This is a genomic window from Bacillus mexicanus, assembly GCF_050445615.1.
In the GTDB taxonomy this organism is placed as follows: Bacteria; Bacillota; Bacilli; order Bacillales; family Bacillaceae; genus Bacillus; species Bacillus mexicanus.
This window is the reverse complement of the sequence record NZ_JBCEYV010000002.1, coordinates 698,265-710,792: the sequence shown is the minus strand read 5'-3', so window position 1 is coordinate 710,792 and position 12,528 is coordinate 698,265. Positions and strand designations below refer to the sequence as shown.

The 12,528-nt window shown below is 41.8% G+C and carries 13 protein-coding genes and 2 pseudogenes; 7 read left to right on the top strand and 8 right to left on the bottom strand.

Annotation, left to right across the window (positions count from 1 at the left end; translation table 11 throughout):
• Positions 1–22 precede the first annotated feature (22 nt).
• A complete protein-coding gene (glxA, locus tag AAGG74_RS13265; RefSeq protein ID WP_225493187.1) occupies positions 23–403 on the bottom strand; it encodes a glyoxalase GlxA in 381 nt (126 codons plus the stop codon).
• A gap of 122 nt (positions 404–525) precedes the next feature.
• Between glxA and AAGG74_RS13260 the strand changes: the two genes are divergently transcribed.
• Entirely contained in the window at positions 526–1,713 is a 1,188-nt protein-coding gene (locus tag AAGG74_RS13260) for a class I SAM-dependent rRNA methyltransferase (protein ID WP_225493188.1), read from the top strand.
• 34 nt (positions 1,714–1,747) lie between these two features.
• On the opposite strand, the gene AAGG74_RS13255 is transcribed toward AAGG74_RS13260, so the two are convergent.
• The 3 genes and pseudogenes from AAGG74_RS13255 to AAGG74_RS13245 all read right to left on the bottom strand — a co-directional run.
• Positions 1,748–1,945 carry a YwbE family protein gene (locus tag AAGG74_RS13255; RefSeq protein ID WP_162103749.1) on the bottom strand — a complete coding sequence of 66 codons (198 nt, stop codon included), beginning with the start codon at positions 1,943–1,945 and terminating at the stop codon, positions 1,748–1,750.
• A 33-nt stretch (positions 1,946–1,978) separates the two neighbouring features.
• Entirely contained in the window at positions 1,979–3,181 is a 1,203-nt protein-coding gene (locus tag AAGG74_RS13250; RefSeq protein ID WP_162103750.1) for an MFS transporter, read from the bottom strand.
• A 103-nt stretch (positions 3,182–3,284) separates the two neighbouring features.
• Positions 3,285–3,437, bottom strand: a pseudogene (locus tag AAGG74_RS13245) (LrgB family protein); the annotation flags it as partial.
• A 338-nt stretch (positions 3,438–3,775) separates the two neighbouring features.
• On the opposite strand from AAGG74_RS13245, the pseudogene AAGG74_RS23535 reads away from it, so the two are divergent.
• The 3 genes and pseudogenes from AAGG74_RS23535 to AAGG74_RS13235 form a co-directional block, all read left to right on the top strand.
• A pseudogene (locus tag AAGG74_RS23535) lies at positions 3,776–4,009 on the top strand (hypothetical protein); the annotation flags it as partial.
• 66 nt (positions 4,010–4,075) lie between these two features.
• Positions 4,076–4,873 carry an ABC transporter permease gene (locus tag AAGG74_RS13240; RefSeq protein WP_429675771.1) on the top strand — a complete coding sequence of 266 codons (798 nt, stop codon included), beginning with the start codon at positions 4,076–4,078 and terminating at the stop codon, positions 4,871–4,873.
• A 1,401-nt stretch (positions 4,874–6,274) separates the two neighbouring features.
• Complete coding sequence (locus tag AAGG74_RS13235; protein ID WP_429675770.1) at positions 6,275–6,913, top strand: ATP-binding cassette domain-containing protein; 639 nt, start codon at positions 6,275–6,277, stop codon at positions 6,911–6,913.
• Positions 6,914–6,971: 58 nt separating this feature from the next.
• Here the strand turns inward: AAGG74_RS13235 and AAGG74_RS13230 are convergent, their stop codons facing one another.
• Entirely contained in the window at positions 6,972–7,649 is a 678-nt protein-coding gene (locus tag AAGG74_RS13230; protein WP_429675769.1) for a CidB/LrgB family autolysis modulator, read from the bottom strand.
• Complete coding sequence (locus tag AAGG74_RS13225) at positions 7,631–8,017, bottom strand: CidA/LrgA family holin-like protein (RefSeq protein ID WP_162103752.1); 387 nt, start codon at positions 8,015–8,017, stop codon at positions 7,631–7,633. The genes AAGG74_RS13230 and AAGG74_RS13225 overlap by 19 nt, the downstream gene beginning before the upstream one ends.
• Before the next feature lie 105 nt (positions 8,018–8,122).
• On the opposite strand from AAGG74_RS13225, the gene cidR reads away from it, so the two are divergent.
• From cidR to thiE, 3 genes are read left to right on the top strand one after another with little or no spacing between them, the layout of a single operon-like run.
• Positions 8,123–9,028, top strand: a complete 906-nt coding sequence (gene cidR / locus AAGG74_RS13220; protein WP_162103753.1) for a cidABC operon transcriptional activator CidR — start codon at positions 8,123–8,125, stop codon at positions 9,026–9,028.
• Between the two features lie 6 nt (positions 9,029–9,034).
• Entirely contained in the window at positions 9,035–9,853 is an 819-nt protein-coding gene (thiM, locus tag AAGG74_RS13215; protein WP_429675768.1) for a hydroxyethylthiazole kinase, read from the top strand.
• Positions 9,850–10,518 (top strand): thiamine phosphate synthase, encoded by a 669-nt coding sequence (gene thiE, locus AAGG74_RS13210; RefSeq protein WP_429675767.1) that lies wholly within the window; start codon positions 9,850–9,852, stop codon positions 10,516–10,518. Before thiM ends, thiE begins: the two co-directional genes overlap by 4 nt.
• A gap of 161 nt (positions 10,519–10,679) precedes the next feature.
• Here thiE and AAGG74_RS13205 read toward each other — a convergent pair whose 3' ends face one another.
• Together AAGG74_RS13205 and AAGG74_RS13200 are read right to left on the bottom strand one after the other, a co-directional pair.
• Positions 10,680–12,221, bottom strand: coding sequence for a solute symporter family protein (locus tag AAGG74_RS13205; protein ID WP_429675766.1), 1,542 nt, complete (start codon positions 12,219–12,221; stop codon positions 10,680–10,682).
• Positions 12,218–12,526: a DUF485 domain-containing protein gene (locus AAGG74_RS13200; protein ID WP_429675765.1), complete on the bottom strand. Its 309-nt coding sequence runs from the start codon at positions 12,524–12,526 to the stop codon at positions 12,218–12,220. Before AAGG74_RS13200 ends, AAGG74_RS13205 begins: the two co-directional genes overlap by 4 nt.
• Positions 12,527–12,528 lie beyond the last annotated feature (2 nt).

The following is a 12,528-nucleotide window of genomic DNA, read 5'->3' as shown; positions in this document are numbered from 1 at the left end:
TCAGCATGTACGTTCTTTATTTTTAACGCTGAAAGAACTCAATCCACTCACCATCAGGACCTTCGATATAAAAATAACGGTATCCGTTTGGAAGTGTTGTGATCTCTTTATCGATAAATTTCGCGTTCATTCTTTCCGCTTTTGTATATTCAGCCGCGATGTCATCCGTCAGCAGGGCGATGTGATGTACTTTTCCTTCGGCGGGAAGCTCGCTGCTGTAGCCTTGAATCAGTTCAATTTCTGTTTCCGGGCCGTCTTCAAAGCCGAGAAAAGCAAGCTCGATCACACCGTTCGTATGTGTGATGCGATCCTTCAATTTCATGCCGAGAACCTCTTCATAAAATGTGATGGACGCGTTCATATCTCTTACCATAATGCCTGTATGATCAATTCGTTTTGCCATGCTGTTCCTCCTCGTAACTCTTATTTGTCTATCGTAGAAAAACCTTTCCTTTCTGTCAATGCAGACATCTTGGCGTTTTGTGGTACGATAAGGGAAAGCAAACAGAAAGAGGACGAACAGATATGAAGCTACTCACCTTAAAGAAAGCACACGCTGCAAAAATCAAAAAAGGCTATCCGCTCATCGATAAGGAAGCTCTCGCAGGGAGTGCGGGACATGTGAAAGAAGGAGACCTCATTGATATCGTGTCAGAAAGCGGCGAGTTTCTCGCGCGAGGCTATTATGGTCTGCAAAACAAAGGGGTCGGCTGGACGCTCACCCGCAACAAAGATGAACAGATTGACCAAGCATTTTTTCTCGGCAAATTAACAAAAGCGGTTCAAGCGCGCGCCAAACTATTCACCGCCCAAGATACAACGGCTTTCCGCCTGTTCAATGGCGAAGGCGACGGCATCGGCGGCGTCACAATCGACTATTATGGCGGCTACCTGCTGGTTCAGTGGTACAGCAAAGGCATTTACACTTTTAAAGACATGCTGATTTCCGCTTTGGATGAACTGAATCTTGATTATAAAGCGGTTTACGAGAAAAAGCGCTTCGACACGGCTGGACAGTATGTTGAAGATGATGATTTCGTGAAAGGGACAAGAGGCGAATTCCCGCTCATTATTCAGGAAAACGGCATTCAATACGCGGTTGATCTAAATGAAGGCGCCATGACGGGTATCTTTTTGGATCAGAGACATGTGCGCAAGGCGATCAGAGACCGGTATGCTAAAGGAAAAACAGTGTTAAATACGTTTTCTTATACGGGTGCATTCTCCGTGGCAGCGGCGCTTGGCGGAGCGGAAAAAACAACAAGCGTGGACGTGGCAAACCGAAGCCTGGCCAAAACGATCGAGCAATTCAGCGTGAACAAGCTCGATTACGAGGCGCACGATATTAAGGTAATGGACGTGTTTAACTATTTTTCATACGCGGCGAAAAAGAATCTCCGTTTTGATTTAATTATTCTCGACCCGCCTTCCTTTGCACGGACAAAAAAGCGCACCTTCAGCGCGGCCAAGGATTACAAAAACCTGTTAAAGGAAACGATCGCGATCACAGCTGACAAGGGCATCATCGTTGCTTCCACAAACAGCAGCGCCTTCGGCATGAAGAAATTCAAAGGCTTTATTGATGCTGCCTTTAAAGAAACAAATGAACGCTACACCATCATTGAGGAATTTACACTGCCAGAGGATTTCAAAACAACTTCGGCATTTCCGGAAGGCAACTATTTAAAAGTGGTCTTTCTCCAGAAAAAATAAAGCAAAAAGCTGCCCGTTTTAGGAGCAGCTTTTTTTATGTGGAAATGATTTTCTGGACGCGGCCGATGCGGCCGTCTTCAAGCCGGACTTTAATGCCGTGCGGATGAAAGCTTGATTTCGTCAAAATATCCTTCACTGTCCCTCTCGTCAGTTTTCCTGTTTTTTGATCTGCTTTCAATACAATATCAACCTGTACTCCTTTTGAAATGCTGTTTCGCTCTTGTCCGTTCATCGTGCACATCCTCTCTCTTTTTCATTATCGTCATTATGGTTTAAAAGTAACAGCTTGATGATGAAGAGTATGTTTGTTTTTTTCAGCCTTCATTAAATATAATGTCAGTCCAAAGCCTGCTATGCTCAGAATGCCAAAAAGCAAGTAAACTGCAAAGATTGACACGTAGTCAAAAATATATCCGCCTGCAAATGTGCAGAACCAGTTGCCGAATCCATTGCCGATAGCGGCGTACATGGTCAGCGCCGTCGCTTCCACGTGGCTTGGGGTAATTTTTTTCACATATTGAAGCGCCGCCGGGATAAATAAACCGATGGCGGCTCCTTGAAGAAAAACTGTCGCATAAATGATCCATAATGAAGGCGCAGTGAAATAGAGCACCCACCTGAATAATGAAATTCCGCCTGACAGCATAATGATGTTGAGCAGCCCCATTTTATCTATCAATGTTTGGGCAAATCGCATAAATGGAATTTCCGAAATCACGCCAATGAAAAATAAAACGCCGATAGCGGAAAGTGATGCGCCGCTTTCGTCCAGAAAAAGACTGAAATACGTATTGTTCGCTAAGTTTGGAGCAAATGTCGTAAAGGTGATGATCATAAAGATGAGGAACGTTTTGTTACTGATAAGCTCCCGGAATCCTTTGCGGATATTGGCCTTTGTTTTTGATTTCTGCTGGCCAGGCATTTGGGAGGCCAATATGGCGGCAACGCACAGAAAGACACAGGCAAAGATAAAGATCACGTGAAGGGGATACAGCTGATTTGTTACCTGCCCCATGACAAACACTGCGAGTCCGAAACCGAGAGAACCAAACAGGCGGATTCCGCCGTAGTTTCCGTTTGTTTCGTGTGTGTACCTTAGCGAAATGCTGTCCGATAACGGAATAATTGTGCTTTGAAAGGCTGCAAAACAGGCCGCTATCAAAATAAGCAGCGGAAAGCCGTCAAATGCAATATAGCCTAAACCAATGATACCCGTAATCGATGTGCAAACCGCAAGCAGGCTTTTTGTTTTTTGCGTATAATCGCTTAGCATGCCCCAAAATGGCTGAAAGAAAATCATCACAATCGGGCCGAGGGACATAATCAAACCAACCTGTGATCCGCTCAAATGCTGTTCTTTCGTTAAATACATACTGAGTAAAGGGATAATGCTGCCTGTGCCAAGAAACGCAAACAAATAAAATCCCTTTAACGCGGCGTAATGCCGTCTCACCTGCAAGTTGTGCATGGGGGTGCCTCCTTTAGTATCCACAAATACATTATATTGGAATTCTGCAGCTTTTCAATAAGGAGAAGCACATAAAAAAAACTGTCCTTGAAAAGGACAGTTTTTACATAAACGAAAGTAAAATCGGCGCCGCACAAAGCGTCATGATCGCAGCTAAGATCATCGACACACTGGAAATCGTGCCGGACACAGAGCTGAGTTCAAATGCTTTAGACGTTCCTGCTCCATGTGCGCTTGTGCCGAGCAGCACGCCCCGTGTGGAAATTGAGAACGACCATTGAGCGGATACATTATCTGCGGAAAGAGTTGTTTGATTAAAAACAAAAACTAATATTTTACAAATAGAAACTATATGTATATAATCCTTATATATCTAATACAAAAGAATAATTTAATAGTGAAAATGAAAAGTATATTTACATATTCTCTCGGGACAATGGTTCTTTTATCTGGTTTTATAACCACTAATGTATTAGCAAAAGAAGGTACAAAAGACTCTGATTATTATCTCGAAAGCCAAAAGGGTGCCATGTTAATGCATATACGCCAGCAAGAACCAAGTATAATGATTCTTCTGTATATCAAAAAAACTCTTGGATAGGTAAAGATCGAACATTACGTTTATGGATTGTTGATAAAGATAAAGAAGATACTATATCGGGCGGTCACTATGTAGATGTTACTAACGGTCAGCATAAGAACATTCCAAGTGCTGCATATGAGAAGAGAGGCAAGACTTCTGTTAGAGCTGCTGGAGAGGTCAGAGGCACTCCAAACGCTGTTGTTATTTCGGCAAAAGGAGTCTGGAGTCCTGATAGTCACCGATAGGTATAATTTCACAAGTAACTAGAAAGAGCTTTATTCTTTCTAGTTATTTGAATTGGGGGTTTTTTTTTGTTTTACCAACTGTTAAAAAATAATATCAAAGATGTTTTTGGATCGAATAAATACAAATTCTCCTTATTAATCATGATTCTCCTTTTTGGGATAGATATTTTTGTGTCTGTCTATCAAAAATTCAATATGCCTTATTTTGATAAGTCTCATTTGAGCTTTTCTCTATATTTCTGGCTTGGTACAAATGATTCAGTAATTAGCGGGATGTTAATATTATTATTTGCTTTAATTTCTTGTTTACCCTATAGCACAAGTGTATTAGAAGAAAAGAAAAGCGGTTATTTTCAATTTGTTATAACCCGAAGTTCTGCAATCAAATATTTTGGAGCAAAATTAATAACATCATTTATTAGCGGCGGTTTCCTGTTTGTTTTTCCATTTTTATTATCATTTATACTAATGGCAATCATGTTTGGGGATAACTTAACAAGCGGACAATTTGTTGAAAACTATCATCTGTTTCATCAAATTGCGAGGTATCATCCAAATATATACATGTTAATATACATATTCATTTTGTTTTATTATGCAGGATCTTTTGCAATTCTAGGGGTATGTCTATCTACTTTTTTAAAGAATAGGTATTTAGCATATTTGTCTCCATTTCTTATTGTTTTAGTTCTAGAACCTGTATTTGAAATTTTTTATCCGCAGTTATCACCAATATTATTAATGAACCCTATCCAATCAATTACAGGAATGTCGGTATTTTATGTTTTAGCAGTGCCATCTTTCGTTTTAATAGTATCTTTAATAGGCTGTTTTATTGGAATGAAAAAATATGTCCAGAAATAATTTTTTGTATTACATTCTAAAAATAAATCGCAAAAAGATTGTTTTAAGTCTTATATCTTTAATGTTGTTGAATATGAGCGTGTTTTATAATAATACAATTAACGAAGTAACAAATATTAGCTTAATTAAAATGCTTTCTAATATATTAGGCTCACCTACAAGTTTTATAACAGTGTGTATTTTTTTATTAAATATGAATAGCTGGCATTTTTCGAATTACGTTGTTTCGCGCTTCAATAATAGAATGATTTTTTTTCGATTTCTATTAGTGCTTGTTCTGTTAAGAACTACTGTATTTTTAGTATTATCAATACTAACAACGTTCCTTACTGCATTCATTTTAAAACCTGATAGGGTTATGAATAGCCTTCAGATGGTTAATAAAAATGAAATCATGCAAATCATATTTTTGTTAGTAGGATGGTTAATGATTTTATTTATTGTGCAACTGATTATTTTAATATTTGAATTGATCTCGCCTACTTATGGAATTTTAATTGGTTCAGCTGTTGTACTTTTGATTTTATTTAATGATATATACGACTCTTTTTCTATTTTATTCATTCAAGCAATATCTTCAACCTTTGATTATTCACTTGATACGTTGTTTTATGACAGGCTGTATCTTTTTGTTGTAATTGTTTTTCTGACCTTAATTTGCTTGAAATTAACAAAATCTTTTCAAACGTTGAGGAGATAATAAAGAATGTATTTATATGACATGAAAAATGTTTGGAGACAAAATAAATGGCTATGGATTTTTTGGCTTGTTGTTAATATTTTTTTGCTGTTTCTAATTGTTAGCAGCCTTCAAATAATTGATATTAACTCAGTTTGGGAGTCAATGATGGGAAATAGAGTTTTTTCTCTACCTTTCCCTTATTTCTTTATTTGCGGCTTTTATTTGTTATTAAACGGTAATTATTTATATTATCAACGAAGCAACATGCTTTCTCTTACCCTTACTCGATTTTCATCAAGAGAATGTTGGTTATTTGGTAAACTGCTTTACACTATATTATTATGTTTTATTTATTGTCTGTTACTGATTTTATTAGTGCATATAGCTGTTTTTTTAAAACACGGAAGTTTTCACTATAACAATGCTACAATCTACACCTTTTTTACAGTGTTCTTAACATTTGTAATTTGTGGTATATGTCAGTCTGTATTGACCTTAAGGGTAAAACCTATTCTGTCCTTCATTATAATCTATGGCTTGTTGATACTACCGGTTTGGGTAAACATTCCTTTTCCAGGTAAATACTCTTTTGTCAGTTACGCGTTTACGCGATATGTTCATAATAGTTATTTGCTTTTCTTTTTTCTTACAATAATAGTTTGGGTATTTTTAGCGATAAGGAGAATTGGTCGTCAAAACTTTTTCTAAAGGAGAACAATATGTCTTTTTCAGTAACATTAGAGAATGTAACAAAAACATTGAATTCAAACAAGGTAGTAAACAATGTTTCACTGCAATTAGAATCAGGAAAAATATATGGATTTAGAGGTTCTAACGGTTCAGGAAAATCAATGCTTTTCAGAGTTGTTTCTGGACTGCTAGTGCCGGACAAAGGGGTTATAACTGTAAACGAGGATATTTTACATAAGGATATTTCGTTTCCGGAGAGCATGGGAATTGTTATTGAAAACCCAGAATTTGTTCCTCATTTAACTGGTAAACAAAATTTAAAAGTGCTTGCATCTATAAAAAAGAAGGCTACAGATGCAGATATAGACCATGCCTTAGAAGTCGTTGGTTTGGACAAGAATGACTCAAGAAAATATAAGAAGTTCTCATTAGGAATGAAACAACGATTAGCTATAGGCCAAGCGATAATGGAAAACCCTGATCTTCTAATACTTGATGAACCAACAAATGCATTGGATGAAGCAACGATTGAACGAATTAAGATATTTTTGAACGAATATAAAAAAAGAAACAAGTTAATCCTTGTTTCAAGTCACGACAAAAATTTTCTGGAATTAATTAGTGACGAAATATATGAAGTGAAAGAGGGCAGCGTAACGGCTTCCTAGTATCATTGAGTAATTATAAAAACACCATTTCTCTTATTAACTAAGAAATGGTGTTTTTTTACATAAACGAAAGTAAAATCGGCGCCGCACAAAGCGTCATGATCGCAGCTAAGATCATCGACACACTGGAAATCGTGCCGGACACAGAGCTGAGTTCAAATGCTTTAGACGTTCCTGCTCCGTGTGCGCTTGTGCCGAGCAGCACGCCCCGCGCAATCTCGTTATCAATGCGGAAATAGCGGATGACCATTGGACCGATCACTGTACCGAGCAAAGCGGTTAAAATGACAAACACGGCTGTTACGGCAGGCATACCGCCGATCATTTCAGATACGTTCATAGCAATCGGCGTTGTCACTGATCTTGGAACGAGGCTGTCAATTAAGCCTGTGCCAAGGTGAAGCCATTTTGCAATAAGAGCGGTTGAAATAATCGCGATGCATGAGCCGACGGCCACGTTCAAAATAATTTCCACTGCGTATTTCTTTAAAACAGGGAAATATTTATATAGCGGGATCGCGAATGCCACGGTGGCAGGCTGAAGCATATCGGTCAGAAAGCCGCCGCCAAGATTATATGACTCGTACGGAACATTCACTACCAGCAGCAGACCGACTAACACAGCAGGTGTCACCAATAGCGGCGATGTATAGACACGCGGAAAGCGTTGATATACCTTTTTAGCTCCTAAATACACCAAAACCGTTAAAAACAAACTTACAATTCCGATGAACACGTATGCTTATTCTCCTTTCTTTTTGCAATGATTTGTGTAAGCGTTCCTGTAGACACCATCACGACAAACGTACTGATGATGACAACGAGCAGAATGCTGACACCAAATTTCGACATAATGTCTCCGTATTCAATCACTCCGACGGCAGACGGGATAAAAAATAAAAGCAGCTCCCCGAGAAGCCACGCAGCGCCAAGCTCTACCCATTCAAGCTTGATGATCTTAAAGTGCAATAATGTGAAAAGGATCACAATCCCAATTATACTGCCGGGAATATTTATATGAAGAAGGGCTGTCACCCAATTAATCAGCCGAGCAAATATAAATAACAGAGCGATTTGAATAACGGTTAGCAACAGTTTTTTCATATTGATGCCTCCCTTATATTCATATTGTACATAATGTCTCGCTATAGGTAAAATATATATAAAGAATAATAAGTATTCCTTTTGTCTATAGAAAGGGTGAAGTACATGGATATCCGCCATTTAACATATTTTTTGGAAGTCGCCCGTTTAAAAAGCTTTACGAAGGCTTCCCAATCCCTTTACGTATCTCAGCCGACGATATCAAAAATGATCAAAAATTTAGAAGAAGAGCTTGGGATCGAACTGTTCTACCGAAACGGCAGACAGGTGGAACTGACTGACGCCGGCCAAAGTATGTATGTACAGGCGCAGGAAATTATTAAATCATTTCAAAACCTGACATCAGAACTAAATGATATTATGGAGGTCAAGAAAGGACACGTTCGGATTGGACTGCCGCCGATGATCGGGTCGGGATTTTTCCCGCGAGTGCTCGGCAATTTCCGCGAAAATTATCCGAATATCACTTTTCAGCTGGTCGAAGACGGTTCTATAAAAGTTCAAGAAGGTGTCGGGGACGGCTCTCTTGATATCGGTGTTGTTGTTCTTCCCGCAAACGAAGATATCTTTCATTCGTTTACAATCGTAAAAGAAACCTTAATGCTTGTCGTTCACCCTTCCCACCGGCTGGCTGACGAAAAAGAGTGCCGGCTCTGGGAGCTGAAGGACGAGCCCTTTATTTTCTTCAGGGAGGATTTTGTCCTGCACAATCGAATTATGACGGAATGTATCAAGGCTGGGTTCCGGCCTCATATCATTTATGAAACCTCGCAATGGGATTTTATCAGTGAGATGGTGTCAGCCAACCTTGGAATCGGGCTTTTACCGGAACGAATCTGCCGCGGGCTTGACCCGGAAAAAGTGAAGATCATTCCGCTTATTGATCCAGTTATTCCTTGGCACCTGGCCATTATATGGAGAAAGGACCGCTACTTGCCCTTTGCGGCCAGAGCTTGGCTCGACCATACGAAATCGTATTTATGGGACTCGAAAAAAGAGAGTGAAGGATGATGAAAAATGGATGCACAATCAGCAGCAAAATGTCTTACTGCTGTCCGTCAGCACTGCCCTCTGGTACACAGCATAACCAATAATGTTGTAACGAATTTTACAGCGAACGGCCTGCTCGCCCTCGGCGCATCACCTGTCATGGCATACGCAAAAGAAGAGGTTGCCGATATGGCAAAGATGGCGGGTGCACTCGTTTTAAATATTGGAACGCTGAGCAAGGAATCAGTCGAAGCCATGGTCATTGCGGGAAAATCAGCCAATGATTATGGCGTCCCCGTCATACTCGATCCTGTCGGCGCTGGAGCCACACCGTTCCGTACCGAATCGGCGCGTGACATCATTCGTGAGGTGCGTCTCTCTGCGATCAGAGGAAATGCTGCTGAAATTGCCCATACCGTCGGCGTGACCGATTGGCTGATTAAAGGTGTTGACGCGGGGGAAGGCGGAGGGGACAGCATCCGGCTGGCCCAGCAGGCGGCACAAAAACTAAATACAGTCATTGCGATTACCGGCGAAGCAGATGTGGTAGCCGATACGTCGAGTGTATATACCCTTCGTAATGGCCACAAACTGCTGACGAAAGTGACGGGTGCCGGCTGCCTGCTGACGTCTGTTGTCGGTGCATTTTGCGCTGTGGAAGAAAATTCATTGTCTGCGGTTCTCGCTGCTATTTCTTCTTATGGAGTTGCAGCTCAGCTTGCCGCGCAGGAGACAGCTAATAAAGGGCCGGGAAGCTTTCAGAGTGAATTGCTGAACAAGCTTTCATCTGTTACTGAACAAGATGTCCAAGAACTGGCGAGAATAGAAAGGGTGACTGTCTCATGACACGTATTTCTCGGGAAATGATGAAAGAGTTATTGTCTGTTTACTTCATTATGGGATCAAACAATACAAAAGCCGCTCCGGTTACCGTCATACAAAAAGCATTAAAAGGCGGCGCCACTTTGTACCAATTTCGTGAAAAGGGCAGTGACGCGCTGACAGGAGAGGCGCGGATTGAATTCGCTAAAAATGTGCAGGAAGCCTGCCGTGAAGCCGGTGTTCCGTTTATTGTCAATGATGATGTAGAGCTTGCACTGAAACTGAAGGCTGACGGTATCCATATCGGGCAGGAAGATGCAAACGCAACAGAAGTAAGAAATGCGATAGGTGATATGATTCTTGGTGTTTCCGCCCATACAATGTCTGAGGTAAAGAAAGCTGAAGAGGATGGGGCCGATTATGTTGGACTCGGGCCAATCTATCCGACAGAAACGAAAAAGGATACGAGAGCCGTACAGGGGGTATCTCTTATCGAAGCAGTTCGCCGCCAAGGTATTGGAATACCGATTGTCGGCATCGGCGGCATCACAATCGACAATGCCGCTCCTGTTATCCAAGCTGGGGCTGACGGTGTCAGTATGATCAGCGCCATCAGCCAGGCGGAGGATCCAGAAGGCGCCGCACGCACGTTTCGCGAAAACATACAAACATTTAAAGCGGGAAGATAAATGTCAGAGATTGCAAATGTGCTATAAAAGGAATTTTGGAACAGCATGAACAACAAATTCAAAGACGCGACTTCCTCAAATGAGGAGCGTTGGCGGGGGCGGCCGTTGAGATTGGCTTAGACGGTCTGTCTCAACGCCGCCGCCCACATCCTGCTCTCAATTTACTCCTGCTCCATATGAATACCCGTATGCGCCTTCACCTGTATTTCCGCAAACGTCTCTTCATCAACCATTTTATGTGGCGACAGTACTGTTCCGAGCCACGCGCCGAGGAAGCCTAGCGGGATAGAAATAATGCCCGGATTAGAAAGCGGGATAAGCGGGTCTCCGGTAAAAATGGCACCTCCGGACGGATCCCACACACTAGGACTCATCGACACAAGCACAAGCGCGCTGATCAGGCCTGTCAGGCTGCCACACAAAGCGCCTGAGGCATTGAATCTCTTCCAGAAGACCGTAAACACAATCAGCGGGAGATTAGCGCTTGCCGCTACCGCAAATGCAAGTGCGACAAGGAATGCCACATTTAATGATTGTGCAAAAATCGCGAGGAGAATCGAGAGCACTGACACGGTGACAGAAGCCCATCTGGCCGCTTTCATCTGTTCTTTTTCAGTTGCTTCTCCCTTTCTGATGATCTGGCTGTAAATATCATGAGCAAATGCTGAGGCCGCCGACAGCACCAATCCTGTCACGACCGCTAAAATGGTGGCAAAAGCGATGGCTGACACGAATGCGAACAGAAAATCTCCCCCGAGCGCTTTTGCCAAAAGAGGCGCCGCCATATTTCCCGCTTGATCTGCCGCCGTAATCGCTTCATAACCGACAAAAGCAGCGGCGCCGAAGCCGAGAAACACCGTCATAATGTAAAATACACCGATAATCCATGTCGCTGATACAACAGATGTCCGGGCGGTCTTGGCATCCTTAACGGTATAAAACCGGATCAAAATATGCGGAAGGCCGGCGGTTCCCAGCACGAGTGCTAAGTTTAATGACAGGGTCTCAAGCGGCACCTTGTATTTATTTCCGGGGTTTAAGAAATCAGCGCCAAGCGGAGTTGCCGTTTTCATCTGCTCAAACATGGTATTAAGGCTAAAGCCAAATTTTGAAAACACGATGATCGAAATGACGAGTGTGCCGGCCATCAGTAAAATAGCTTTAATTATTTGAACCCAGCTTGTCGCAATCATGCCGCCGAACACGACATAAATGGTCATTAGCACTCCGACAATGAGGACGGCCACGGTATAATCCAATCCAAGCAGCAGCTTGATCAGCGCACCCGCTCCCACAAGCTGGGCGATCATATAAAAAGTGGAGATGGCAATGGTATTGAGAGCTGCGACACCGCGGATTTTCTTTTCTTTAAAACGAGCAGCGATCATGTCCGCCATGGTGTACTTCCCAAGATTCCGCAGCGGTTCCGCCACGATATATAAGACAACGAGGTAAGCCACCAAAAAACCAATGCTGTAAAAGAACCCATCAAACCCATATAACGCAATCATTCCGGCAATCCCGAGAAAAGAGGCAGCGGACATGTAGTCGCCGGCAATTGCCAGTCCATTCTGAACACCGGTGAGCCCGCCGCCTGCTGTATAAAACTCACTCGTCGTTTTCGTCTGTTTCGCGGCAAAATATGTGATAATAAGCGTCAGAGCGACAATTGCTAAAAATAAAAGAAAAGCCGTCATATTCATGTTTGCTCACCCTTTAGACTTGATTTTAAAGCGCTTACATAACGATCGAAATGAGCTGCTCTTCGGGAATATACCGTACTCAGGATCCAGGTCATCGCGAATTGGGTGATGGCAAACAGCCAAGCCCATGAAACAGCTCCGATGGCCGGAGCATTCAAAAAGGTAAAATAAGACGTCAAAACAGGAAGTGAAAAATAAAAAACAAAAAAGAAAATCGCAGAAGGAACAATAAAAGCGCGTTTCTGCTTTAAAAAAGCTTGAAAAGACGGTGTTGCAGCAATCTGTTTGTAATCAGTTTTGTTCATGG